Origin of the sequence: Varibaculum vaginae (assembly GCF_900604285.1) — a bacterium.
GTDB lineage: Bacteria > Actinomycetota > Actinomycetes > Actinomycetales > Actinomycetaceae > Varibaculum > Varibaculum vaginae.
In genome coordinates, this window is record NZ_UWNY01000003.1 from 114,989 (window position 1) to 140,578 (window position 25,590).

Annotated in this window: 19 protein-coding genes and 1 pseudogene; 7 read left to right on the top strand and 13 right to left on the bottom strand. The window is 52.6% G+C overall.

Translation table 11 applies throughout. The features are described 5' to 3' along the window. Positions 1–12: 12 nt before the first annotated feature. Both EFB02_RS08440 and EFB02_RS08445 read left to right on the top strand, forming a co-directional pair. Positions 13–1,704, top strand: coding sequence for a bifunctional folylpolyglutamate synthase/dihydrofolate synthase (locus tag EFB02_RS08440; protein WP_234992806.1), 1,692 nt, complete (start codon positions 13–15; stop codon positions 1,702–1,704). A 57-nt stretch (positions 1,705–1,761) separates the two neighbouring features. Then, the gene (locus EFB02_RS08445; RefSeq protein WP_122821143.1) at positions 1,762–2,778 is read left to right on the top strand and encodes an RNase H family protein; all 1,017 of its coding nucleotides are present in this window, start codon (positions 1,762–1,764) and stop codon (positions 2,776–2,778) included. A 173-nt stretch (positions 2,779–2,951) separates the two neighbouring features. Here the strand turns inward: EFB02_RS08445 and sucB are convergent, their stop codons facing one another. Then, positions 2,952–4,877 (bottom strand): 2-oxoglutarate dehydrogenase, E2 component, dihydrolipoamide succinyltransferase, encoded by a 1,926-nt coding sequence (gene sucB, locus EFB02_RS08450; RefSeq protein WP_122821144.1) that lies wholly within the window; start codon positions 4,875–4,877, stop codon positions 2,952–2,954. 24 nt (positions 4,878–4,901) lie between these two features. Next, on the bottom strand, positions 4,902–6,269 hold the full coding sequence (gene lpdA / locus EFB02_RS08455) for a dihydrolipoyl dehydrogenase (protein ID WP_122821145.1): 1,368 nt from the start codon (positions 6,267–6,269) through the stop codon (positions 4,902–4,904). Between the two features lie 361 nt (positions 6,270–6,630). Here lpdA and EFB02_RS08460 point away from each other — a divergent pair, with 361 nt between their 5' ends. Continuing rightward, positions 6,631–6,993 (top strand): hypothetical protein, encoded by a 363-nt coding sequence (locus tag EFB02_RS08460; protein WP_122821146.1) that lies wholly within the window; start codon positions 6,631–6,633, stop codon positions 6,991–6,993. On the opposite strand, the gene EFB02_RS08465 is transcribed toward EFB02_RS08460, so the two are convergent. After that, complete coding sequence (locus EFB02_RS08465) at positions 6,990–7,451, bottom strand: tRNA (cytidine(34)-2'-O)-methyltransferase (RefSeq protein ID WP_122821147.1); 462 nt, start codon at positions 7,449–7,451, stop codon at positions 6,990–6,992. The genes EFB02_RS08460 and EFB02_RS08465 overlap by 4 nt on opposite strands. A gap of 132 nt (positions 7,452–7,583) precedes the next feature. On the opposite strand from EFB02_RS08465, the gene EFB02_RS08470 reads away from it, so the two are divergent. From EFB02_RS08470 to EFB02_RS08485, 3 genes and pseudogenes are all read left to right on the top strand, one after another. Continuing rightward, a complete protein-coding gene (locus EFB02_RS08470; protein ID WP_122821148.1) occupies positions 7,584–8,117 on the top strand; it encodes a YbhB/YbcL family Raf kinase inhibitor-like protein in 534 nt (177 codons plus the stop codon). Between the two features lie 384 nt (positions 8,118–8,501). Continuing rightward, the gene (locus EFB02_RS08480) at positions 8,502–9,701 is read left to right on the top strand and encodes a 3'-5' exonuclease (protein WP_122821150.1); all 1,200 of its coding nucleotides are present in this window, start codon (positions 8,502–8,504) and stop codon (positions 9,699–9,701) included. Positions 9,702–9,814: 113 nt separating this feature from the next. Further along, a pseudogene (locus EFB02_RS08485) lies at positions 9,815–10,723 on the top strand (type I restriction-modification system subunit M); the annotation flags it as partial. Between the two features lie 302 nt (positions 10,724–11,025). Here the strand turns inward: EFB02_RS08485 and EFB02_RS08490 are convergent. The 8 genes from EFB02_RS08490 to EFB02_RS08525 form a co-directional block, all read right to left on the bottom strand. Next, positions 11,026–14,178, bottom strand: coding sequence for a type I restriction endonuclease subunit R, EcoR124 family (locus tag EFB02_RS08490; protein ID WP_122821176.1), 3,153 nt, complete (start codon positions 14,176–14,178; stop codon positions 11,026–11,028). Between the two features lie 16 nt (positions 14,179–14,194). Next, a complete protein-coding gene (locus EFB02_RS08495; protein ID WP_122821152.1) occupies positions 14,195–15,466 on the bottom strand; it encodes a restriction endonuclease subunit S in 1,272 nt (423 codons plus the stop codon). Continuing rightward, a complete protein-coding gene (locus tag EFB02_RS08500; protein ID WP_122821153.1) occupies positions 15,459–18,053 on the bottom strand; it encodes a type I restriction-modification system subunit M in 2,595 nt (864 codons plus the stop codon). The genes EFB02_RS08495 and EFB02_RS08500 overlap by 8 nt, the downstream gene beginning before the upstream one ends. Positions 18,054–18,121: 68 nt before the next feature. Beyond that, a complete protein-coding gene (locus EFB02_RS08505; protein WP_234992807.1) occupies positions 18,122–18,343 on the bottom strand; it encodes a helix-turn-helix domain-containing protein in 222 nt (73 codons plus the stop codon). 7 nt (positions 18,344–18,350) lie between these two features. Then, positions 18,351–19,430, bottom strand: coding sequence for a hypothetical protein (locus EFB02_RS08510; protein WP_122821155.1), 1,080 nt, complete (start codon positions 19,428–19,430; stop codon positions 18,351–18,353). Between the two features lie 288 nt (positions 19,431–19,718). After that, a complete protein-coding gene (locus tag EFB02_RS08515; protein WP_122821156.1) occupies positions 19,719–20,246 on the bottom strand; it encodes an ATP-binding protein in 528 nt (175 codons plus the stop codon). After that, complete coding sequence (locus EFB02_RS08520) at positions 20,243–20,701, bottom strand: ABC-three component system middle component 2 (protein ID WP_147471059.1); 459 nt, start codon at positions 20,699–20,701, stop codon at positions 20,243–20,245. The genes EFB02_RS08515 and EFB02_RS08520 overlap by 4 nt, the downstream gene beginning before the upstream one ends. Next, positions 20,689–21,687, bottom strand: coding sequence for an ABC-three component system protein (locus tag EFB02_RS08525; protein WP_122821158.1), 999 nt, complete (start codon positions 21,685–21,687; stop codon positions 20,689–20,691). The genes EFB02_RS08520 and EFB02_RS08525 overlap by 13 nt, the downstream gene beginning before the upstream one ends. Before the next feature lie 382 nt (positions 21,688–22,069). Here EFB02_RS08525 and EFB02_RS08530 point away from each other — a divergent pair, with 382 nt between their 5' ends. Next, positions 22,070–22,576, top strand: coding sequence for an RNA polymerase sigma factor (locus tag EFB02_RS08530; RefSeq protein ID WP_122821159.1), 507 nt, complete (start codon positions 22,070–22,072; stop codon positions 22,574–22,576). A 124-nt stretch (positions 22,577–22,700) separates the two neighbouring features. On the opposite strand, the gene EFB02_RS08535 is transcribed toward EFB02_RS08530, so the two are convergent. Together EFB02_RS08535 and EFB02_RS08540 are read right to left on the bottom strand one after the other, a co-directional pair. Beyond that, a complete protein-coding gene (locus EFB02_RS08535; protein WP_122821160.1) occupies positions 22,701–24,281 on the bottom strand; it encodes a recombinase family protein in 1,581 nt (526 codons plus the stop codon). Continuing rightward, positions 24,278–25,567 (bottom strand): recombinase family protein, encoded by a 1,290-nt coding sequence (locus EFB02_RS08540; RefSeq protein WP_122821161.1) that lies wholly within the window; start codon positions 25,565–25,567, stop codon positions 24,278–24,280. Before EFB02_RS08540 ends, EFB02_RS08535 begins: the two co-directional genes overlap by 4 nt. Positions 25,568–25,590: the final 23 nt, after the last annotated feature.

The window sequence follows — 25,590 nt, forward strand, 5'->3', positions numbered from 1 at the left end:
AAAGGGGGATTAGTGAATAGTCAAGATGGCCAAGAGCCAGCGGTTAATCCGTACGAACAGATAGCCAAGGGCGCGCGGGGAAATCGGGGGCAAATCGATCCGGAACTGCTGCCTTATCTGGTGGAAGCAGACCGGGAAGAAAAGATCGAGTTACCGATTAGCGATAGTTCGGCTCAGCCTCAAGATTCCCAACGTTTGCGGCAAATTTTGCAGGCTGGCGGGATCGCTCTGCCCGATGAGATTGCTGCTGATGAAGTAAGTTTAGAGGGTGATTCCGAGGAAGCGGATGCGCAGGCGCCTTTACTGGCACCTACTGCGCCAGCTTCCTCCGATGCAGCCTTGCTGGCAGATTTTGAGGTTGCCCAGGTTTATGCGCGCATTGTGCAGCGCCGCCCGGAGCACAATATCTCGCCGACTAAAGCGCGAATTGAGCGTGCCCTCGACTATCTTTCGGATCCGCAACTGTCCTATCCCTGCTTGCATATTGCCGGCACTAATGGAAAAACCTCTACGGCGCGAATTGCGGATAGTTTGCTGAGTGCCCAAGGGATGCGGGTAGGGCGTTTTACCTCCCCGCATCTACTCAGCGTGCGCGAGAGGATCTCTATTGATGGGGAACCGATCAGTGCCCAGGCGTTCTTGCAGGCCAACCAGGATGTGGAGGCGATTATCGCCCTCGCCGATAAAGAGGGCGAAGCAGCTGGTGAAGGTAATCTTTCTTTCTTCGAGTATTTAACTGCTTTAGCTTTCCAGGCTTTCGCAGCTGCTCCTATTGATATGGGAGTAATCGAAGTGGGGATGGGGGGACGCTGGGATTCCACCAATGTGTTGGACTCTCCGGTGCAGGTAATCTGCCCGATTTCTTTTGATCACGAAAAATGGTTGGGGGATACCCTTGCGAAAATCGCTAGCGAAAAAGCAGGGATTATTCGTCCGGGTGCTACCGTTATTTGTGCTCCCCAAGAAGCTGAAGCCTTGGAGGTGATTCGCGAAGTCTGCCGGGAAAAAGATGCGACTTTGCGTCTTTGCGGTGAAGATTTCACGGTTAGTGACCAGAAAATAGCAGTTGGGGGACAGATGTTTACTGTAAATACCCCGGCTGCCAGTTATCAAGATCTCTACTTGCCACTTTTTGGTCGTCATCAAGCGGTGAACGCGGCCTTGGCGATAGCGGCGGTAGAGGCGCTAGGGGCAGGCAAACCACTCTCTGAGGAAGTTCTGGAAATTGGGCTAGATGCGGCGCGCTCTCCGGGACGTCTTGAAGTGCTGGGGGGTTCTCCTACCATTATCGTGGACGCAGCACATAACCCGGGAGGGGCTGCAGCGTTACGTGCGGGGATCGAGGATGCGTTCGGATTCCAAAAGGTTATCGGAGTTTTCTCGGCGATGGGCGATAAAAATGTGGAGGGCATCCTCGCAGAGATGGAGCCGCTGCTAGAGGCAGTGGTGACCTTGCCGATGGAGGGTGAGCGTGCCATGGAACCGGTCGAACTGGCGAAAATTGCCAGGGAGGTATTTGGCGAGGAACAAACATTCGCGGCTCCTAACCTCTTAGATGCGGTAGATCAGGCGGTGGCTCTAACTGAAGAAGGTAATTTACCTGCAGATGCGGTTGGAATCGTGATTTTCGGTTCGGTAGTTTTAGCAGGGCAGGCGCGCCAGTTACTTTCCGAGAGATTAAAACCTGAAAACCCTTCTCAGTGATGTCAAATGCGTAACGAGCGTTAAGCAATCTTGAAATAAATGTGAAAAGATATTTACGTGACTTTAATCCTCGCTGTCGATGCTTATATGCTTGCCGATGCCAACCTGGTGGGTTGGGCTTGGGCAGTCGACCAGGATAATTGGGCGTGCGGATGCGTAGAAGATTCTGCCTCGGTATCGCAGGCTCAATTCAGAGCGATATTTTCATTTGTGCGTCGCTCCCATGAGGTTCGCGAGCCACTGGTTATTTACACTTCTTCCGAATATGTAGCGGCAGTGTTGCAAACTTGGCGTCACCAGTGGCGAAGTAATCAATGGCGCAAACTAGATGGGATGCCAGTCACTGATCTGCAACTAATCCGCAATATCGACCGTTTCCTTGCAGGAAAATCTTTGCAGGTAATATGTGTCGGATCGAAGGAAGAAGACCTGTTGCTGCAGGCGCATATTTATGCTCGAGAAGTGGCCTATGCACACCGGGATGGCCAAGAGCCAAATCTCGGACCAGGTTTTCACCCCGAGCTGCTCAAACAGCGTCGCGGGAAGAAATCTCAGAAGTTAATAATCAGCGAAGTGCCGTTATTGAAGCCTAAGGATTCCGTTCCGGATAACGTAGCGAGGTTTCCCCGCAGTGTCCAGCCTAGGAAATCGGTAACTAATCCGGATAGGCAGCTGTATTCCGGGCCCGTGGACGTAGGTGGGCTGGGCTCTCCTGCACGAGGTGCAGCCGCTAACCTACGCCCGATTACCCAGGTGGTCAGGGATCAGGATCTACGTTTTCAGAAGTATTGTGCTAGTGCGAATCGGGTACAGATTCGCGAAATGATGCATCCGGATTTCATGTCGATTGGGGAACTGGGGGTTCCGATTTCTCGTACGGAAGCGGCGGCACTGCTTGCTGAAGATCCCCCTTCGCCTTCCGAGGTAGAAGTGCGCGAACTGGGGCCGCATACCGCCCAGGTAATCTATTTTGATTCGGGTTTGGTACAGTCTTGGATTTGGACTCGTTACCAAAACAATCAGGCACGCCTAATCTTCCAGCAGATCACTAAGCGTCCTCTGGATGTATTTTAGATCTAGTTTTGTGGCCTGAATACCAGGGTTCTATTGGTATCTATGCTCTCTTCTTAGGGATTAATACCGGTTATTATCCTTTAAAACAGTATAAAAATGTTCTTTGGCTCCGGTTTTTACCGGAGCCAAAGAACATTGATAAGACTATTAAAATCGTATCTAGTTAAAGACTTCTACAGCCCGACTTCGGCAGAGAAGTCCCCTTCTTCCAAGCGCTTCTTTACAGTAGTCAGGTAACGAGCTGCATCCGCACCATCGATTAGACGATGGTCATAGGATAGTGCTAGGTAAACCAAAGAACGCACCGCGATAGTGTCGTTTCCTTCGGAATCTTTCACTACCATCGGACGGCGCACGATCGTACCGAGCCCCAAAATTGCTTCCTCGGGGTAATTAACTACTGGAGTATCGAAGAGGGCGCCACGCGAACCAGTGTTGGTAATCGAGAAGGTACCGCCAGTCATTTCATCGATACTGATAGAACCGTCTCGAACTTTTGCTGCCAACTCGTTGACCTTGCGGGCAATAGCGGCAATCGTCAGATCGCCACAGTTCTTGATTACCGGTACCATCAGCCCCTTCTCGGAGTCCACCGCAATCCCTACGTTCTCGTGATCGAAATAGGTGACCTCGTTAGTTTCGTCATTTACCCGTGAGTTGATCTTCGGGTGTGCCTTAAGGGCTTCCACTGCCGCTTTCACAAAGAAAGGCAAGAAGGACAACTTGGTACCTTCCCGTTGCGCAAAAGAGTCCTTAGCACGCGCCCGCAGGTTGGCAATCCGGGTTACGTCTACCTCTACTACCGTAGTCAACTGGGCGGTGGAGGCTAGCGAGTTCATCATATGCTTGGCAATGGTCTGGCGCATCCGAGAGAGCTTCTCGGTCTTGCCACGTTCCTGCGCCGGCTCAATCGGAGGTAGCGGAGCCGCGGGAGCTTTCGGGGTGACTGCCTGTGATTTTTGTGCAGCCGCGAGTACGTCTTCGCGCCGAATGCGTCCACCTACGCCGCTGCCGGTAAGAGTAGAAATATCTACTCCTTTTTCACGTGCCAATTTGCGTACAATTGGAGTTACGTAGCCGCCACTTACTTGCGCTGCTGCTTGCGGTTTTTCTGCCGGCTTCGGCGCGGGAGGAGCAACTGTGGCTTTAGGTGCAGCCGGAGCCTTGGGCGCTGCGGGCGCCGGAGGGGCTACCGGAGGTTTAGGCGCAGCCGGGGCAGCAGGAACTTTGGGAGCTGGGGGAACCACCGGCGGTTTAGGAGCTGCCGGAGTGTTATCGGAAGGTGGTACTACCTGTCCTTCCACGGTCATAGTTCCCGGATAACCAGTGTGTACCTGTGGGTATGCCCACTGGACTACGTGATGGTCACCCTCACGTTTAATCGAGGAGGGAATACCTGCGCCTGGGAGCTCTGCTAAATCTTCTGGCAAGCTGGGCGCTGGAGGAGCGGCGGGAGCGGATGCAGTATTCGGGGCTACCGGAGTGCTGGTTGCGGTCGGAGTAGCTGCGCCCGCACCGACGCGGCAAAGTACTGTGCCTACGTCCACGGTTTCGTCTTCTTGTACCAGAATTTCGGTGAGGACACCGGAGATAGGGGAAGGCACTTCGGAGTCGACCTTGTCGGTAGAAACTTCCAATAGCGGTTCATCCACCGCCACTTGGTCGCCAACTTTCTTTAACCAGCGAGACACCGTGCCCTCGGTCACCGATTCTCCCAGAGCCGGCATTTCTACGGCCTGTCCACCCCCTGCAGGGGCAGTGCTAGCGGCAGGAGTTACCGGGGTAGCTGGAGCCTCTGGTACCGGAGTTTGTACAGGGGTCGGAGCTGCTGGCGCGGAAGGAGTCGACGAGCCCACTTCGCTAGCCGCACCAACCCGGCAAACTACCGTGCCTACGTCCACGGTTTCGTCCTCTTCCACCAGAATCTCGGTGACTACCCCCGCGACCGGGGAGGGAACTTCAGAATCAACTTTATCCGTGGAAACCTCTAGTAAAGGTTCGTCCACCGCTACTTGATCGCCTACCTTCTTTAGCCAGCGAGAAACCGTACCTTCGGTAACCGATTCGCCCAGAGCGGGCATCTCAATATCTTGTGCCATGTTTCCAATTTACCTTTCTGGACTTTAGGAATGTAAAGGTTTTCCGGCAAGAGCCATCGCGGCCTCGCCAATCGCTTCGTCTTGAGTCGGGTGGGTGTGAACCAGCGCCGCCAAATCTTCGGGGAATGCTTCCCAGTTAACCAGCAACTGACCTTCGCCAACCAGTTCCCCTACCCGTTTTCCGAGGGCATGGAATCCCACAATTGGGCCATCCTTTTGCGCCACCAGCTTAATAATTCCACCGGTACCTAGAATCTGGGATTTACCGTTACCAGCCAGGTTGTATTCGGTGACTTTTACCCCGTCCTTGCCGAATTTTTCTTCCGCTTGCGTCTGAGTTAAACCAACCGAAGCGATCTCGGGTTCACAGAAAGTAACCCGGGGAATATTGGGTTCTACCAGCGGTTGGGGATCGAGACCGCCTAGGTATTCGGCTAGGAAAATACCTTGTGCGAAACCGCGATGCGCCAATTGTAAGCCGGGAACGATATCGCCAACTGCATATACGCCGGGAACACTCGTCATTAGGTGTTCATCTACCGGGATAAAGCCGCGATCAATCTGTACCCCGATTTCTTCGTATCCCATATCTTTAGTGCGCGGGCCGCGCCCTACTGCCACCAGCAGTACGTCAGCATCAAAAACGTCTCCGGACTGCGTTCTAACCTGTACCGAGTTGCCAGTTTGGGTAACCGAATCGAACATAGTGCCGGTCTTAAAAGCAATTCCGCGGCTGCGGAAGGCACGCTCAAGTCCCTTAGAAATGGAGGCGTCCTCGTTATTAGCTAAATGCGGTAGTCCTTCGATAATGGTTACCTCGGTTCCCAGGGACGCCCAAAGGCTGGCGAACTCGATGCCGATAACCCCGCCCCCAAGTACCACTGCTTTACTAGGAATCCAATCAAGCTGTAGAGCCTGGTCAGAAGTAATTACCCGTCCTTCAATGTCGAGGCCGGGCAGCGATTTAGAATAGGAGCCAGTAGCCAAGACCAGATTCTTGCCTCGGTAAGTTTCCGAGCCGACCTGGACAGTGTTTGCGTTGATTACCCGTCCCCAACCTTGGATGTAGTCGATTTTGCGGGATTTGACCAACCCCTGTAGCCCCTTGTGTAAACGGGAAATGGTGTTGTCACGAAAACGTCCGACGGTTTGCATATCTACGCCATTGAAACTGGTGTTAACACCCAGACGAGAGGCTTCTTTAATGGCATCAACCGTTTCCGCTACGTGCAGCATCGCCTTGGTAGGGATGCAACCCCGATGAAGGCAGGTACCGCCAACTTTATCTCCCTCAATGAGGGCTACTTTCATTCCCAGTTGAGAAGCGCGCAAAGCGGTAGCATATCCACCGCTGCCCGCGCCCAAGACTACAACGTCATAGGTGCTCGTCATTGTGATGTTCTCCTTGCAAAAATCGCGGCTATGGTCCGGTTGACGCCTCGGCGAGCGTTGCCTTAAAGAAAAGTTTGCTCGTAGCCACGGCATGCCAGACACCTGCCCACATTCTTTCATCTTTGCCCGCTAAACGCACGGCGATGGCCGAACTCACTTAAGACGGTAAAAAATGTGAATGAGAATACTAAGGGTTTTCTGGCTGTTAGGTTAGAAGCTTGGGTAAAGCTTTCAGGCACAGCGGGTACAATCTAAAAAAGAATACCGCGAAACTTCGGAGAATAAATTGCCAGCATCTGCATCCGAGCAACCTTCCCATAGGGATCCACGCGCACCCTCTTGGGGGGTGGGGCGACTTTTCATGGCGGTCTTAGTAATGTTCTCGGTGGTTGCCCTGTTTCATGAGTTCTCAACCCTGCCGGCATCCGGTTCTGCCGGTTATGGATTCGCAATGTTGTCACTAGCGAATGTGGCGCACTGGATCATGCTTTCAATCGCGGTGATTCACAATGGGCGGCGGATGAGGTTAATCGCCTGGGTGCTTAGCGGGATCGAAACCCTCCTTTTGGTGCTGTTCGCTTTGGTGTTTTCCACTCCTAACCTGGAGCGGGCACAACTGCTTGCTAACTGGGGGCAGGACTACTTCTATTTTCCCGCGATTTTAACAGTGCTTACGCTTATCTGGCTGTTGGTTTCTTCTCCACTGCGCGGCAGTGGTAGTTAAACCAGATTGGGGTAGGCGTTTTGCCTTAGGGCTTCATAAAGGCCGATAGAGGCGGAGATTGTCAGGTTTAAGGAACGCAGGTGCGGCACCATTGGGATTCGTACCAGGTTGGCTACCCGAGGATGCGCCATGACTTCTTCCGGGAGTCCGGTAGGTTCGGGGCCAAATAGCAACCCGTCCTCGCTTCCATAGGAAACCTCTTGAAAGTGCAGTTTGGCGTGACCGGTAAAAGCGTGGATTTTTCCCGGTATCTCTGCCAGGGCGTCCTCTAGATTAGGGTGCACTTTCACATGTGCTAGGTCATGATAGTCCAGTCCGGCACGCTTTAGCTTAGTGTCATCCATGTCGAAGCAAAGCGGTTCCACCAGGTGTAACAAGGTACCGGTGCAGGCGGATAGGCGGATAGCAGCTCCGGTGTTTCCCGGGATGCGTGGCTCGAAATAGATCAAATGCAACACGATCTCAATTCTAAAGCCTTTTAGTAATCGCTAAATAATCGGAATGAGGCTATCGGTTAGTGATTCTTCCGCCTCAGCGAGGTTATTCGCGTAGCCTAGAGGCAAAAGCACCTGCGCTGTATTGGAGGAATCATGGATCTTAACTCCCGTCCGCTCGCGCTCGACCCTTATGAGGCACTGCCAGAACTTCCTACTTTTACTTTGACTTCCACCGATATGACGGCGGGGGAACAGATGCCCACCGCGCAGACAGCAGCAGGGGAGAACCTTTCCCCGCAACTTTCCTGGAGCGGTTTCCCGAAAGAAACGCAATCTTTTCTGCTTACTTGTTTTGATCCTGATGCCCCTACGCCCTCCGGTTTTTGGCATTGGTTGATTACTGATATTCCAGCGGAGATGACTTCCCTACCTACCGGTGCCGGCCGCAGTGACCTGGAGCTTGACGGTGCGGCTTTCCATTTGCGTAATGATGGCGGCGAATGGTCATATATGGGGGCGGCTCCACCTAAGGGGGATCGTCCGCACCGCTATATTTTCGCGGTTCATGCCCTGGATACGGAAACTTTGGAACTAGATGAGGACGCCTCGGCGGCGGCAGCTAACTTCCAGGCATTATTCCATTCCTTGGCGCGCGCCACTTTAGAAGTCACTTACCAAAATAAGTAGGCCGAGGAAGAAGCGGAAAGGCAACTGGTGCTCAGTCAATCGGAGCTTCTTCCAAACTGGTGTAGCCCAGGTAATTTCCGAGGGGATAAGCGAAAATTGGTAATTTAAAACCATGTCTAAGCGCAAAAGCACTATCGCTGATTTTTGGTTTGGGTAGGGATTATCCTGGTTGCGCTTTCGGCTATTTTGGACTTCTTTTTGATATTTACTGCTAACTATCAGCGAAACCTGCTGTTTACCCTTCCGATTTGGACTTTAGGCTTTGCCTGCTTGGTGATAATCGGGAATCGGGAAAAGGACAAAAAACCCGCGGAAAGCAGAAGCGCTAACTAGGTTCTAGTCACTAAACTATTAGTGGATTCTTCACCCGGTTAGGAGCTAAAAATGGGTATTTTTAGTATGTTAAGCAAGCTCTTCAAATCTGCTTCTGAACAGCCAGCTACTCAAAACGGATATGAGATATGTGAACCTGCTTTGCCTACAGAAGTTTCTACCTGGTATATGCCTAAATTTAATGGACGCGATATTTGCGATTGGGTCGATGAAGTAGCTGCGTTAAAGCGTAAAGGAGACTTGGAACAGGCGCTTGGAATTGCTCAGGGCTGCATGGCTGCCATGGTTCAGGCTGCTGAAGATAATTCTGAAAACGTAATGGAATTTTATGTTTCTCAGGTGGTTATTATTCAGCACAAGATGAAGGATTATAGAGGTGAGCTTTCAACCCTAGAAGGTTGGCTGTCAAAGGGGTTGCCAGCCTCTCGTCAGGATCACCGTCTCGACCTTGAAAAGCGCCGAGCGAAGGCACGTGAACTGGTGGCGAAGGGCGAGGGCCGCGATGCTTCAGAATATACAGCTGAGTGGAAACGGTTAGTAGCCTTAGAAAAACAGGCTAAAGCTTCGACTAAGCCCGCTGCACCTTTTACGGGACGTTCAACAATACAACCGGGTCTTTCTTATAATCAGAAATCTAAAAAGGCAACACATAAATCTTCGTGGGTGGCGCCTCCGGAAGTGCTTGCTTGTCCGTCTTATGTGGCTGTTGATTTTGAGACTGCTAATAGACAAGGTGGTGTTTCAGCTTGTCAGATTGCTTTGGTCAAAGTTCATCAAGGACAGGTAGTAGATCGTTTAGCGACTTTGATAAAGCCTCCGTCAGGTTTTGATTCGTTTGAGTTTACCTATTTGCATGGTATTTCTGCCGACGATGTGCGGGAATCTCCCTCCTGGCCTGAAATCGCCTCAGCCGTGTACCGTTTTGTGCAAGGAATGCCTGTTTATGCTCATAACGCGCAGTTTGATAGTAGGGTTTGGCAAGAGCTGGATTCTTTCTTCGGAACTGAAACCAAGCCACCTGAATTTTATTGTTCTTATCGAACCACCCAGTACCTTGTTCCTGGTCTAGAGAACTATAAGTTGCCCACTGTGACTCGTGCGTTAGTTCCTTGGTACGAACTGGACCATCATGAAGCTGGTTCCGATGCTGAAGCCTGCGCCCTGATTATCGCTGCGTTACAAAAATCTTACCGCTACAATAGTGACTCTGCTGCTGAAAAGCACGAAACGATGCGGTTTCCCAAGCGGTAGCTGCGGTGATTGGCTGGTCGAGAATCATTTTCTGTTAGCTGGCGCGCGCCGGAGGTCTTGACACGCGCCAGCCTCGCTAGACTATTAGCGAGTTTATTACCCAGGAGGTTCTAGTGGCGGCATCGGATCAGCGCGCTAATTTACATCGGACGATTTGGCGGGTGGCCAATGATTTGCGCGGCAGCGTAGATGGTTGGGATTTCAAAGCCTACGTGTTGGGAATGTTGTTTTACCGTTTCATTTCGGAACACATCACCAATTGGGTAAATAAGATACAGGCAGAGGGCGGGGAGGCAGATTTTAATTACGCCCAAATCGATGATGAGCAGGCAGAAACCGCCCGGGAATATATGGTGAATACCCTCGGGTTTTTCATTCCTCCCTCAGAATTGTTCCAAAACGTGCGCCGAGCCGCGCCTCGTGACCAAAACTTAAACGAGACTCTAGCGGCGGTGTTTGCCGATATTGAGGCTTCGGCTATCGGCTCTTCCTCCGAAGATGACCTTAAAGGTCTATTCGATGACGTAAATACTAATAGTCCCCGTTTGGGGAACTCGATTGCGGAACGTAACTCGAAACTGGTGAAACTGCTTGACGCTATCGGTGACCTGGAGCTGGGTAATTATCAGGATGCCGATATTGATACTTTCGGTGATGCCTACGAATATTTGATGACTATGTACGCCTCCTCGGCTGGTAAATCTGGGGGTGAGTTCTTTACTCCCCAAGATGTTTCGGAACTGATAGCCCGGTTGACGGTGCTCGGTAAAACCCGGGTAGGCAGGGTTTATGATCCAGCGTGTGGTTCTGGCTCCCTGCTGTTAAAGTTTGCGAAAGTGTTAGGGCGCGAAAACGTGGAGGAAGGTTTCTTCGGGCAAGAAATCAATCTCACCACCTATAACCTGTGCCGGATCAATATGTTCTTGCATGGAGTGAACTTTTCTAAGTTCGATATTGCCCTGGGGGATACGCTTACAGACCCGGCGCATTGGGATGATGAACCTTTCGAGGCGATTGTTTCTAAACGTTGGATGACGCCAGTGATACGAATTGACGGTGTGTGCGACTGTGCGCTCGCTGCGTGAAACGGCGCGGTAACGCGGGCAACGCTGGCCGTTCGGCTTCAGCAGGTCGCGACGTGGGTGTCAGCGTGGCTGCGTGCGCGGGTCGAACGCGGCGCGGCCGCGGCATGCCGACCGGGTTTTGCACCCACCTTGGTGTCTCGGTGTGGAGCCGTCAAAAGGTATCGGGGTCGCGTCAAAAGGTTTGGGCTGACCTCGACCACCTACCAAAACCCGGTCGGCGGAGATAGTAATCCTCCTGTCTAGTCGGGTTTGTCTTCGGATTGTGTGGGAACTTCGAGGTCTTCGGGTAGCTCGTAGCGCAGGATGAACGCTCGTAGCAGTTTCTCGACTTCGCGGTTGACGAGGAATGGTGACATCGATCGGCCTTCTCGATGTTCGAGGTAGCGTTTCGCTTGAGCAAGATCAACGCTTTCTTTGACCGAGGTGAACCTGCCATATTCGTCAAGGTTCGCTTCGGTTACGTGCGCTGTTAGGAGCGCACGCACCTGTGCCGCGTCAACGCCCAGGGCTGTGACGAGCTGATCGATCTGACGTTCTTGGTGTGTCTGCTTGTAGTCGTTGATGTAGTCCTCAACGGTCTTACCTTCGACGAGGCTGGCTTCTCCGGCTGTTACGTCATGGAGCCACAGGTTGGCGAAGATCTGATCCTCGCGTGAGAGTCGGGCGAAACTGCGATGCACTTCTTCGAGCAGGGCTTTAAGCTCGTCTGCCGGCACGCCTTCTTCGCGCGCTCGAATGTACTTAGTGAACTTACTGTTGAGGTAGTCCGCGTCGATCCGGTCAGTGTCGATGTGGGTGATGTGAGTGTCGATGTCGAAAGGAGGATCCCCGCCCTCGTCTCCGCCGCCACCAGTGTCCTCGGTGAGTTCCTTATACCGTTGGAGAAACGTCAGATAGTCGTTCTCAGTGATTTCAACGGCGATGACCCGGCTGGGGTCACTGAAGTGGTATTCGGTCTTGTCCCAACTGAACCCTTGAATCGATGCGGCCTGCAGCTCGTGGTAGAGCGCGCTGAACAGTTTGGCGAACTCACCTTGATCCGCTTCACTCTCGGGAAGCTCGGCGAAGTCGTCGGCAGCGAAGAGCCTACGGATCTTAGAGAAGCAGTCGTTGATCTTCTCCAAGTGCCTATCCAGGTGTTCGACGAACAGACCCATCGGTTTCTGCCCGGAGTATAGTTCTACAGCTTTGTCGATGTTCTCCTTCATCGTGTATGGGCGGCGGTAGTACCGGATAGACCCGAAAGGCTTGTCTGGGCCGAAGATGCGGTTGGTTCGTGAGAACGCCTGGATGATGTTCTCGTAGGCGAGCACTTTGTCCAAGTACAGCGTGTTCAGCCACTTGGAATCGAACCCGGTAAGCATCTGATCGACCACGATTAGTAGGTTGATCTGCTTGTCTGGGGTGAAGTCTCTGCCGTTGTGTGGCTCCTTGTGGGCGAGCCGGGCAGCCACGTCGGTTTTGAACTTGTCGTAAGTACTCATCGAGAAGTTCTGGCCGAACCGGGCGTTGTAGTCGGACAGCACTTCAACCAACCCGTCTTCCTTGAAAAGCTGGGTGTCGCCAGTGTTGTCGATGTTCGGGTCGAACAGTGCCGTCACTGCAAGGCGCGGATAATTCGAGGTGAAGATCCGGTAGTACTCGATGGCTTCAGGGATCGAGCTGGTCGCGAAGAGAGCATGGAATTTGCTGTTCAGGCTGAGCGCCACCCAGTTCTCCATGATGTCTGTGACCACGGCTTCACGGTGTTCTGCGCGCTCATACTGGGAGGTAGGCAGGTAGTCCTCGATTCCGCGAACGGTCTTACCCGCCGAGTTCGTCGCCCGCGCCATAGGGACTTGTTTCTTGTCCATGAACCGGTTGAAGATCTTCGTCTTTTGTGGATCAGAAAAGACTTCAGCTTCGTCGATTGCTCTGGCCTGCTGGAGCGCGACTTGTTTGCGCAGGTCACGCGCTCGGTAGGTTTCCACCATTTCTGGGTCGAATCCGAGAACGTTCTTGTCCCGGATCCCGTCAGCGATTGAATACCTATGTAGCTCGTCACCGAACAAGGTGGCCGTTGTGGAGTGCTTGCGCTGGTTCTCGTCATGGATCGGGGTGCCAGTGAAGCCGAAGAACAGTGCGTCGGGCAGTGTTTTCTTGATCCGCATCAGCATCTCGCCGAACGTTGAGCGGTGTGCCTCGTCGACGACGAACACGATCCGTTTACGCCGCAACGCGGCCACGTCGTCTGCAGCCAGCACCTCGTCCACATCAAGCATGCTCATCTTCTGGATCGAGGTAACGATCAGGACTGACAGATCATCTTTAAGCTTCGTCAGGAGCTGCTGGGTTGACGAGGTTTCGGCAACCTCGATAGCATCCCCACCGTAGCTGCGATAGTTCTTCAACGACTGCGTACCCAACTCGATACGGTCAAGGAGGAAGATCACCTTGTCGGCGTTCTTCGAGTCCGCGATCAACTGGGCAGTCTTGAAACTCGTGACCGTTTTACCGCTGCCTGTGGTGTGCCAAATGTAGCCCCCACGCTGTTCGTTATCGCCCCACACCTTCTGCAGAACCCGGTCTGCGATACGGTTCGCCGCGTTGTATTGGTACGAACGCATCACCATGAGCACGCCGGCAGCTCGGTCGACCACCGTGTAGAAGCCGATCAGCTGGTGCGCCATCGGAATCGCCAGCAGCGAACGAATAACCTGATCCCACTGGTTGATCGGCTCGTTATCAAAGTCAGCCCACTGGAAGTAGAAATCCTGATTGAACACCCCATCTGGGCCAGGATTAGCGAAATAGCGGGTCTGGTCTGGCGTCATCGCCACGAACACCTGAACCAACGAGAACAAGCCGGTGAAGATGTCCTCGTGGGCGTACTTTTCGATCTGGTGATACGCCTGCGAGACTGGCACCCCGGAGCGCTTTAACTCTATGTGGATCACTGGCATGCCGTTAATCAGCAACACCAAGTCACCCCGCCTAGGCGGCAGAATCTTATTGCTGGCCTTATATCGAGGCTGACGGGCGATCTGGTAGCGCGACTGTCCGCCCGCGATCTCAAGGCGGTCATAGATCTTCAGGCTCACCTCCACACCGAAGTTGGCGGCCTCGGGGGCGTCACGCGTGATCGCTACCGTGCGGCCGTTGATGAACTCGTTGAGCCCCAGCGGTGTGCGCAACGCCAAGATCTGCTCAATGATCTGATCCATCTCCGTGCTCGTCAGTGGCACGTCCCCGAGCCGATCCTGCGAGCGATTGTTTTCGAACAGAATCCGAGCCCAGTTATCTAGGAGTTTCTCCTCGGACGGGTAGTCGAGAACCTCCGTCCATCCGTTACGCTGCAGCACCTCAATAACAGCGTCCTCGAACTGTTTCTCGTCGCTAAACGTCTTCGCCATGTTCACGCCAACCACCTCATACAAACATCTTATGCAGGAGGCTCGCCTTAACCTGCCGCAACTTCTCGACATACAACTGCTCGCCAGTAATGAGGTCATCCAGCTGGCCAAACAGCTCACCAATGGCGCGCTGCTCATCAATGGACGGTGGAACCATTACTGACATCTCTTCCACTGCTGAAGGATTGAACGAGGGCAACGCACCGGTTTGTACTAGCGCGGAGAAGTCAAGAGTCTCGAACACCGTTCTGGCAAACTCCACATCCCATTCATCAAGATTGATCGAATACCCGATCATGTTGTTATCAACAAGAAATGGTTCATGAACCATCCGCTTGCGCCCTAAATAGACTGCCGCACCTACTTTGGCGAACACAACTGCCGGAAGATCGAATATAGGTCTCCAGTGTCGTCGCTCAATCTGCTCAGTAGACACATAGTTGTTCGCTTTCACCATCTCACGTTCGTTGCCGGGAAGGTTCATGTCAGACACCTTGTAGAACGGGATTCCAGAACCTCCGCCCTGCTCCATATCTGGAAAGCCAACTCCGGCCCGGGCTTTACCGAGCTGTCCTAGCTCCATGGCTTTCCATGGTTCGGTGAAGACGCCTATGCGGAGTTCGGGCTCAACGGCATCACCTTGCGGGAACATTTGTTGCAGTAGGGATGTCTTGGTCTGCTGGAGCTTGGCGAGCTTCTTCCTGTGTGCGGCAATCGTGTCGTCGAGATTAGAGAAGAAAGAACCAATCTCCTGCTGCTCATCGATTTCAGGGAATGATACTTTGCAGCTGGAGAGTGCGCTGGTTGAAATGGAGCTAACCTTTGTTCCTTGCATTAGGGGAACTAGCTGATCGTGGAACGTGTCAGCATTCAGGGCATGACCGAGATACCCTTCCCCAAATGCCTTGGTTGGTCGAGCAGTAATGGTGTGGAGTCCCGCCACCAATTTCTTGTTAATAGAACCGCGAATCTCAGTACATTTTCCGACTGTAGAGTCTTCGGCTGCATCTGCGAATACCACATCGCCATCCTGAAGGAGATCCCCGAGGTTGCTAGTAGAAGGATCTCGCACGAATGGAATTGTGTCGACGAGAGGATTTAGGACACTCCCGAATTTAATCAAAATATCCCCATAATGGATGTTTTGAACCCCAGTATCGTGATAGGTCAATTGGGCTCTCGACAAGCTGTTATGGCGGAGGAAGGTCACGCCTTTCCCGATATTTTGAGTGGTCCACTCCTGATCGAAGCCCTCAAACCTGATCTCGGGGCTCTTTGCCTTAGTCATGGGTGCCTCCCAAGAGTTCCTGTAGCGCCTTGATTCCTTGTATGTCTGCGTCTGTGCCTGTGAGGCGGCCGAGCATCTCGGTTAGACGGTTTTCGCTACTGCGTATCTGGGTGTCGAGTTCGATGAGGTTGTTGGCGTATTTGGTGCGTATGGCTTCGAGCTGTTGATCGAGTCGGCGTAGCACTGTTTCGGGCATGGTGGCTAGTTCATCGATGAGCGGGGTGACCCACTTGGCGATGAGGAGTTCCTCTGCTGGGGTGTCGGTGAGGTTGTTGATCGCCTGGTGGGTTTCGTCTTCAAGCTTGACTCGTGCCGTCTTGAGCTGCCGGGCGAGTTTCGTTCTGTCGTCAAGTAGTTTCTTGGCGCGAAGTTGCGTCGCTTCGATGGAGTTTTCAGCGTATTGCTCGCCGGTTTTGTTCAAGTCACGTACGGCCTTGTTCAATGCGGTTTTAGCGAAAGCATCTCCGGCGGCATTAAGCACGTCAGCGAGGTCGAGTAGGTCTTCTTCGCTGAACCCTTCGAACATGCCGGCCAGTTCCTCGTCAACGCTCGACAGCTTCGTGGCAAGGTCGTCGGTTTCGGCGAGTAGTTCGGGCAGGAGGTGTTCTTGGGCGAGGCGGAATGGGATGATTCGGCCTTCCCACCCGTCTTGCTCCTCGACGACTTCCTTGCTCTTCTGCTTTTTCTTGATGACCATGACCGGGTCAACGGCGCGTATGGCAGTATCGCCTTCGGTCTGGATCATTTCGAGGTCGTTCGCGATTCCTACCCACTGGTCGTGTAGTACTTGGTAGGCATCGAAGGAGTCCACGAGTGGGGCGTGGGCGAAACGGGTGAAGATGTCGGCGGTCAGCGCCTCTTCGGTAGCCATGATCGGCACTGTTGCCCGATGTTTGACCAGTCGAGTGACGAGATCGTCGTCGAGTCCTTCTAACACGCTGGTGACCTGGCCTCTGAAAGCGCCAACGGCAGGGTGCTGATCGATGATCGTGTGCAGATCGCTGTCGTTGAGTTGTGCGTAGCCTTTGTCGGTCTGCGTGAAGAGTGTTTCGCGCAGACCTGGTATGACATTCCAGAAGGTGGAGAGTTCGTCGATCTCGGTTTCGGGAATCCCGCCGAACACTGTCGCGCGCAGATCGATCGGTTCAGCTGGGGGTGTTGCAGAAACGTAGCGTGGTAGGTTTAGGTTGTAGTCGTTGGCTCTGATTTCTTTACGGCTGACGACGCGGGCGAACCTCTCCACGTCTTGGCGATGCTCTACCGTGTGGGCGATCCGCTGGATGTCGGAGGCCCGGAGCTGGTTGTTCTTTCCGACTTTCACAAAGCCTTGGGACGCATCAATGAACAGCACGTCGTCGCGGTCGCGGCGTTGTTTGAGCACCATGATGATGGTTGGGATGCCGGTGCCGAAGAAGATATTGGCAGGCAGGCCAATGATCGTGTCGATGTGGTTCTGTTCGATCAGGTTCTGTCGGATCGTCTCTTCCAAACCACCACGGAACAGGACGCCGTGAGGCAAGACGATGGTCATCACGCCGTTGGGCTTGAGGTGGAAGAGGTCGTGGAGCAGGAAGGCGTAGTCTGCTTTGCTTGCGGGTGCCAGTCCAAAGCGGGCATATCGGGGGTCGGCTTCCTTGTCGGTGGGATCCCAGTGTTGGGAATAGGGTGGGTTCGACACGACCGCGTCCACGTATAGCGGCTTGTATGTGCCGACTGGATCATCCTCGTCGAACATCGGCCAGTCTTGCTCTAGGGTGTCGGCATTCCTTGCCGCGATGTTGTCGGGCTTGATTCCTCGCATCACGAGGTTCATGCGTGTCAGGTTGTAGGTGTTGGCCTTCAACTCTTGGGCGTAGTACTTGATGCGGTCAGGATCGCCCATGTGCCGGGCGACGGCCTGCCCAATGTTGAGTAGCAGGGAGCCAGAACCCGAGGTTGGGTCATAGATCTGGATCTCGGTGCGCCCCCGCAGTTCGTGGGCGATGATGTGGCTCATCAGCAGCGAAACCTCGTGCGGGGTGTAGAACTCGCCGGCCTTCTTGCCTGCGTTGGCAGCAAATTTCTCGATCAGGTATTCGTAGATGAACCCGAGCACGTCGTATCCGGCGTGCTCGTCCATGGGGATGTCCTTGATGAGTTTGAGTAGCTCACGGATGGCTTTAGTCTGGGAGGTTGCGCTGTCACCGAGTTTTGACAGGCCTGTTTGCAGCGTGTCGAAGATTCCCTTGAACAGTGCTTTGTCGTTCTCGGAGATGAGACGAGTGAAAGCGTTGAGCGCGTCTCGGACATCGCCGACGTTGAAGTCGTTGCCACGCTTCAGCCACGTTGAGTACAGGTTGGTGTAGGCGATGAAATAGCCCACGTTGTCTTGCACGTAGCGCACCGTGTCGAGGTCGTCTTCGACCAGTAGCTCCGGGAATTCTTCGGTTGTCATTCCACTAGCGAGCAAGAATTGTTCCTGTTTTTCGGAGAGAAACTTATAGAAAATGAAGCCGAGAATGTAGTCCTTGTATTCGTTCGCTTCGATTTTGGATCGTATAGCATTCGCGGATTCCCAGATCCTTGACGCCAACTCCTGTTTGTTCATCTTCATCCCTTCATGTTTGTCGTTCGTGGGGTGTGCTGTTCCGGTTGAGACTGTCTGGTCTAGGGACGTTACGTCCGCTCGTGTTCCTCCTGGTTCGCCGACTGGACTTCGCAAATATCGGCGATGTCGCAGTCGAGTGCTTCACAGATGCGGGCAAGAACGTCAGTGGTGACGTTGCCTCCGCGTCCGAGTTTCGCGATGGTTGTTGCACTTAGCCCAGTTAGCTTGGCTAGGTCGGTTTTGTTCATACCTTTATCAATCAGGAGTTTCCATAGCGGGTTGTAAGACATACGTAGGTTATTTGGCATGTGGGGACTCCGTTTCTTCGTTGGCTGGGGTGCTAATGATATCGGTATCTGTAAGGCCAACAAGGAAGCCGTAGCGACCTTCGTTGATCTTCTTAGTGAATCGGATGATATTAGCTTTGTCTTGTATGATCGAAATGTCGGCCATAGTCTTCGGGTTATCGACAATGATGATTTGGCCTTTGCCCGGGTAGAGAGTGAAATACTCGTAGACCGCTTCGGGGATCTTATCGTAGTAGATCTTTAGGTCGGGGTTTTCTTGCGGGTCATCAAAGCCAACTAGAGGCTTGTCGATAACTAGTAGACTCGGATTGTGTTTGCTGTGTATTGAAGCAAAGAAGTCACGAAGTGATAGCAACATTCCCGTGTTGATAAGGGAGCGGTAGCCGTGTCCTTGATCCTTCTTGGTTTTCTTGTTCACTACCGCGTCGAATGTTTCTTTGCTCAAGTAGGCTTCCTTCAGATCTGGGTAGGCGAAAGCTCCCAGCGTATTCAGTAGATAGCCAGAGAAGATTCCCCAGAACTCTTCGGGGAGGATCCGTTCCACGCCAAGGTCTGGTTTGTCGAATTTTATGGCTTCTTTCTGGCGGATTTCATCTTCGATGTCTTTTTTGCGTTCAAGTAGTTGTTCGCGTTCTGTTTTCAATTCGATGGTCGCCTTGTAGTCAGCGATTTGTTGTTTCAGTTCGATGAATCGTGGCTGTAGCTTTTTGGCAATGAAAACAGCGACGCGAGTGGCTTCCTGCCGAAGAGTATCCCGTTTCGCCAGTAAGGGCTGCTCTTCTTTTGCCAGACCTACGAGTGTGTCTTCCAGCCCTGCCAACCGCTGAACAAGCACGCGTTTTTCAGCTTGGGTAGTGGGTGTGAAGTGCTCTTGAGCATCCTCAGGAACAGCCTGCCCACACACAGGGCAGTTCGCTGGTGCGGGGTGTCTATCTGTGAGTTCATGACCAGCTTCGATGAACTCTAGTCGTTCAATCTTTGCGCGATACGAGGTGCCTAGGTCTTCGTATTGGCTGCGCAGCATTTGTATCTCAGCTAGACTAGCGTTGACTGAGCTAATTTCTTGCATAAGTTGTTGGCTGCGCGCGGTGTGCTGGTCAAGTTGTTGACTAACTGCTTGTGCTTCGACGCTGAACTGGTTGATTTTTGCTACGAGCTGTTCCTCACTAGTAGCTGTCAGAATCTTTTCTATGTCTTGGATTCGGGTATCAATCTGAGTCGGTAGGGGACGTAGATATTCGACGATTGTTTTGGTTTTCAGCTTTTTAGCTTTTACGTTCTCTTCTTCTGCGTACTTGGCGTAGTTAACGCCATTGATTAGTGCGGTTAGCGCTGTTTGTGCCGGAAGGGGAGAGTTTTAGTCGGGGTTGAGAAGGATTGATGTTTCGCTTCCGATACGTCCCTCGTTGGCGAATAACAGGTGCCAGAATGTACGCCAGGTTAATCCTTGTGTTTTCAGATCAGCGCTAGCTAGAAGTTTGTACTCTTCTGGGTGGTCAAATCCTATAAGCCATAGCAATACATCAGCCACGGTGGGGGTTGTCTTTGTTCTGCCACGAGCCTTACATCGGCTGACAGGAACACGCGGGTCTGTAGATGAAACTTCCAGCGTATTGTGTCCCGTCCCTATTGGTCGGGTGAGTTCCACTAGACCTCGTGCTGTTTTGATAGTTAGCCGCACATGAGTGTAACCCATTGATTCGGTTATAGGCAGTTTGTCGGGATCCGCGCCAAGAGCGTAGTCCAATGTTTTCAAAATCCACGTCTTGCCGGTGTTAGAAGGACCGTAGATGACATTCAATCCAGGCTTAAACGTTATGGATGAGTCTTTTTCACGCTCGTAAGCGATAACAGTGAGGCTGGAAAGCCAGAAGGATGGTTTCATACGTTTCTCCTCGCCTTGTCATCAATCATGGCGCTCAACCACGCTTCAAGATTCTTCTCGCCTGCTTGTTCTAATATTTCCCGGCAACTAGCGAAATAGTCGGCCGCGTAAGAGCCTGGTAGACGGTTGGCGACTTGCTGACCGCTATCAGTAAGGAAATAAAAGTATCCGTTAGGCCTCAGCACTAGCTGCGTGAGGCCTTTTAGGGTGAGTTGTTTTATGGCTTCTTCTGTCAGGTTCCAGCGGGCATCAAATTCGGTTTTAGCGAATCTGTGATCTCCATTCAAGTTACGGTCATCAAGCCCGTATGCTTTCGCATTGACAGCTACCATATCGATACCGGCAATCTGATAGACCGATGCGGGTTCTCCCAGTGCCGCTAATAGCAGGAGCGCGCGCAAGGATGTTTCGTATGGGGTGTCGAGATTCGAGTGAAGCATGGTCATCTCACCCATTTGAATCGGTTTTGGTTAACGAGCTGGTGGCAAGCCCCTTTGCGAACCCACACGGTTACTAGGTTATGGATCTGGGCTAGAGAAACCCCATCGAGGGGCAGGTTCGTTGCTTGAGTAAGGGTCTTCAAAAGTCGTTCCATCCCGTTCGGATGCGGAAAAAGATAAGTATCCATGACGCCTTGATCCATATGTTCTAGGAAAGCGTCGTAAACGCTGCGTCCGTCGTTGATTTTGTGCCATGTGACGTCTTTAGCCCATTCGGCGCTATAGAAAGCTTTACGTTGCTCTGCGAAATGTCTCGTGTACTCAGACGGTATATCTTTTACGTCCGGTGCCTTAAGCCCCAACGCCTCACAATAGGCAGCGGTAAGAGCCTTCACGTATGTCAGCTCACTGTCAGCTATTTCCTCGGGCACCGGCTGTTTCTCAGGCATGTCCCCTTGCTCTTCAACTAGATGCAGTTTGCCTGTGACTGGGTGAATAAACGGGATCCCTTGTTGCTCCAACTTGATGATGTTCGAAATCTCCGCAGGAAGCACTGCGTCAGCGTGCCCAGCTGCCTGTTTGAAAACGTTATACAACAACACGCCAAGCTGAGAACCAACATTGCCTTTATTGATTGCAGGGGCTATTTGGTGCAGCAGCGCAGCAGTGTCGATGAGAGCCTGTTCTTCATAGGCGTCAACGAAATTCTCTGCAAACCTAACCGGCTCCCACCTGCCTGTTATCTCGCTGGCTGTCGGCTCGGAGACCGCCCTTGACCCGTTTGCGTAGGCCTTCCACGTGGAACTCTTTACGATATCGAGCGCAGTCTGTTCTATTTCTCTGCCGCCGCTAACTTTTTTCTCTGGTCGAAGCCCCATGTCAATTAGTCCGGCTGCGAAAAGCCCTAGCTTTTCTTTGCCTTTCGTCAAGGGGCGCAGTGCGTCAATCACGCACTTAAACGGGGTATCAGAACCCACCGCAATGCCTCCTTGTATCGCCATGTATCGCTACGTATCGCTGACGCGCCGTTACCAAAAACCTCTTTTACCAAGATGAGGGATGTAGGGCGTAGCCAACGCAGAAACCACGATCCGTACTGGAAAGTAATTCTACCTGACTACTGCACATAAGCCGAGTAGTTCTTCGCGAATGCGAAGAAAAACTAGCTTGTGTTTCCTGCACTGTCACTGCCGAAGCTAAGCAGTGGCAAATCCCAGCAAATGGCTGGGAGGGCCCGCGAGTATTCAAACCTGATGCCACGGATTCCTGCCTCACCAGAGGTTAGGAAATCGGGGCTGATGGTTCGTTTCTCGCAGGCCTGCACACATAACTGAATATTTTGCGGGCTCTCCCTCCATCGATTTCGAGGAGAGAGGGCCAGGAATGGCACAAAACGATAAACAAGATAACTACAAGGTTCCTTATCTGACTCCGAAAGGACGGTTAATCCAGCTATATGTCCCCGAGTTTCCTGATGATGATGATCTGCGTCGCCAGCTCGCTGACTTAGATAGCCGCCCGAAATGGGCACAAGCGTATTTGGATGGTGTCTATGCCGAATATCGCGAGCGGGATAATCGGCGCCGCTCTGACATTTCTGCTGATGCGATTGGCGCTGAAGGAGCTGATCATTTTGCGGCCGCTCAACCCGACCATGCCGAAACAGTCGAATCTGGGTTAACGGTCGAGTTGCTGCTGGGGTCGCTCCCTAAACGCAAACGTGAAGTGCTCGAGCTGCATGTGCTGCAGGGATACAGGTTCACTGAAATAGCCAATGATCTGACAGCTTCTGGCAAGAGGATCAGCTCAGATGGGGTGCGTAAGCTTTGCAGGCGTGCTCTTGATGACCTGCGTAAAATAATCGAACAAAATCCAGAACGCTATATCTAGGAGCGGTAGTCATCGTTTCAGAGGGGGAGTAGTACTATCTTCTGTTTAGTTGCTAGCGTCTAGGAATTTGGGTGAGCACCCTTGAATCTGTGGTCGTTTTTCCGGCTTTTACATTCAAGGGTGCTCACTCTAGATATTGGTTGATGCGGGTGCCGTCTTTGAAGAGGAACTCGATTCTCCCGTCTGGGTAGACGATGGCATGGTCGGTGAGGACGTGCCAGATGCGTTCGCTGAACTCTACCACGGGTTTCCCAGATAGCTCGTCAAGTGTTTTGAGGTAGTGCCGCATGGCTGCGAGTTTTCCTTGCCGCCCGCTAATCTCCGTGCTGATCTGGTCGAAGCGCGCTGTCTCCTGCTGGAACTGCTCCTCCAGAAGCATGAAGCGTTTCTGATAGTCGGCTTGGTCTTGGAGGTCATGGGCGTTGGTCTCGATTTCTTTGGTCATCATCGCCTGTAACCCCTCGATTTTGACCGCCAACTCGCTTTGCTCGTCCTCTAGCTTGGCCGTGTCCATGACCTTGTCCAACGCGTTTTCGATACCAGCCACGATCTCGCCATGTCTGCCCAAATATGTGGCGAGAGCCTTCTGGAATGCTTCCTCGATCTCACGGCTGGATGGGTGCGGCATTGGCGAGGGGTGGGTTCGCTTGTATTTGCTATTGCATTGCCAAATGTTGGCTCGGTATTTGTCGTTTGAGTGCCACAGTTTTGACCCGTAGAAGGCTCCGCACACGCTGCACTCTAGTTTCATGGTGAACGGGTAAGAAGTGCGCTGACCTTTGCGTCTGACTAGTTCGTATTGGGTGAGATCCCAGGTTTGCGGGTCGATGATCGCTTCGTGTGAACCACTGACGTAGTATTGGGCGACTTCGCCTTCATTTCTAACCTGTTTTTTGGTGAGAAAGTCGCTGATGTATGTTTTCTGCAGCAAGGCGTCACCCTTGTATTTCTCGTTGCCGAGAATTGATTTAATGGTGGCTGAGTGCCATTTTTTACCGCGCGGATCTGGCACCGGCACACCTTCTTCCGTGAGCGTGGTGGCGATGCGTCCTGGGGTGTAGCCTGATAGGAAAAGCCTGTAGATGCGGCGGACGAGCTTGGCTTCTTCTCGGTTGATTTGGGGTCGCCCGTCGGCACCTTTGTCATAGCCCAGGAAATGCGGGTATGGCATGAAAACTTGCCCGTCTGCGAATCGTTTACGCATACCCCAGCGCACATTTTCACTAATAGAGCGGGATTCTTCTTGTGCAAGACTCGACATGATGGTGATGAGTAGTTCGCCTTTAGAATCAAGAGTCCAGATGTTTTCTTTCTCGAAAAAGATCTCTACCCCGGCTTCCTTGAGCTGTCGCACCGTGGTCAGCGAATCGACAGTGTTACGAGCGAACCTAGAGACGGACTTGGTAACGATTAGGTCAATTTGTCCATCTAGCGCGTCGGCGATCATACGCTTGAAGCCTGCACGGTATTTCGTAGAGGTGCCGGTAATTCCCTCGTCGGTGTAAATGCCTGCCAGCTGCCAGTCCTTGCGGGAATGGATAAGACCTGTATAGTAGTCGACTTGCGCCTGATAAGAGGTGGCTTGTTCTTCGCTTGCTGTCGAGACCCGGGCATAAGCCGCCACCCTACGCGTAGCTGTGGCCTGACGGGTTGCCCCTGAAGTGATAGGCCGGGTTGCCGGTATTGCGGTTACTTTCGGAGTCACTTCTTTGTTACCTCTTTTACGTCGTCCCAGGTAGGCATGGTCGCGGTTTTACCGCGCTTATAGCGCACCAAGAACTCGCGGCCATCGACCAGAATAAATGTGGCTTGTCCGGGCATGACTAGTTCGATGCGCTCAATATAGGAGTCAAAGAGCTCGTTACTAAATTCTGGTTTGTCGGTCAGTAGACAGGTGATGTGTTTGATGCGGTCTTCGCGCAGGGCACCGCCGGCACATTTGTGGGGTTTGCCTTTTGCTTTCGCTGGGCAACACCACCCGTAGATGACCCGTTGACCCTGGGGTCGGTATTGATGGCAGCGGTTAGCTCTCCTTTGGCATGGTCCGCACCATACCCGCCCAGAAAAGACTGTCAACGTCTGATTGTGGACGCATTTCTGATTCTGCTTCGTGCGTTCAGCTAGCGCGATCTGCGCTCGCTCGAATGTTTCCTGGTCGATGATCACCGGGTTGGTGCCTTCAGCGAAAAACATGGGTGCTTGTCCGGTGTTTTTCATGCCGTGATGACCTGGGTACGGGTTAAAAGTCTTTCCGAGCAGCGTGTTTCCGGTGTAGCGCTCCTGAGACAATATCATCTTGATCGCTGCAATTGTGAACCGGCCGCCCCAATAGGCCTGCCAACCATGCGCAGCGCATTCGTCAATGATCTGAGAGTATCTGGCTCCTTGCAAGAACCGCTTATAGATGTAGCGCACGGCTTCAGCTTGGGTTTTGTTGATTATGAACTCTGTACCTGTCCAGATGTAGCCGTAGACGCACATCTGGTTGGTCATGCCTTTCTCGAAATTCTTGCGGATACCCCACTTCACATTCTCCGAGGTTGACCAGGCTTCTTCTTGAGCAAAGGATGCCAAAATTGATAGCATTAATTCCCCATCACCAGAGAGAGTACGAATATTTTCACGTTCAAAAAACACCTCAATACCGGCCTGACGGAGGTCACGAACTATGGAGAGCAGGTCGACGGTATTGCGTGCGAATCGAGAGATCGATTTTGTTAAAATAATATCCACTTCGCCGCGTTTGCATGCCGCCAGCAAACGTTGGAAGCCGGGTCTGCTTGTGGTGGTGCCGCTGATACCAGCATCGGTATACACACCGGCGAACTGCCAGGCGGGGTTCTGCCTGATTTTTTGGTTGTAGTAGGACACCTGCGCAGACAAGGACACTGGCGTATTACCCTTGACTTCCGAGATACGTGCATAGGCGGCCACCCGCGTCCGCTTCGCTGCTGGCACAGGGGTTGGAATCCTGGTGATCTGTTTAGCCATATTCCTCTTCCTTTCACAGGTTT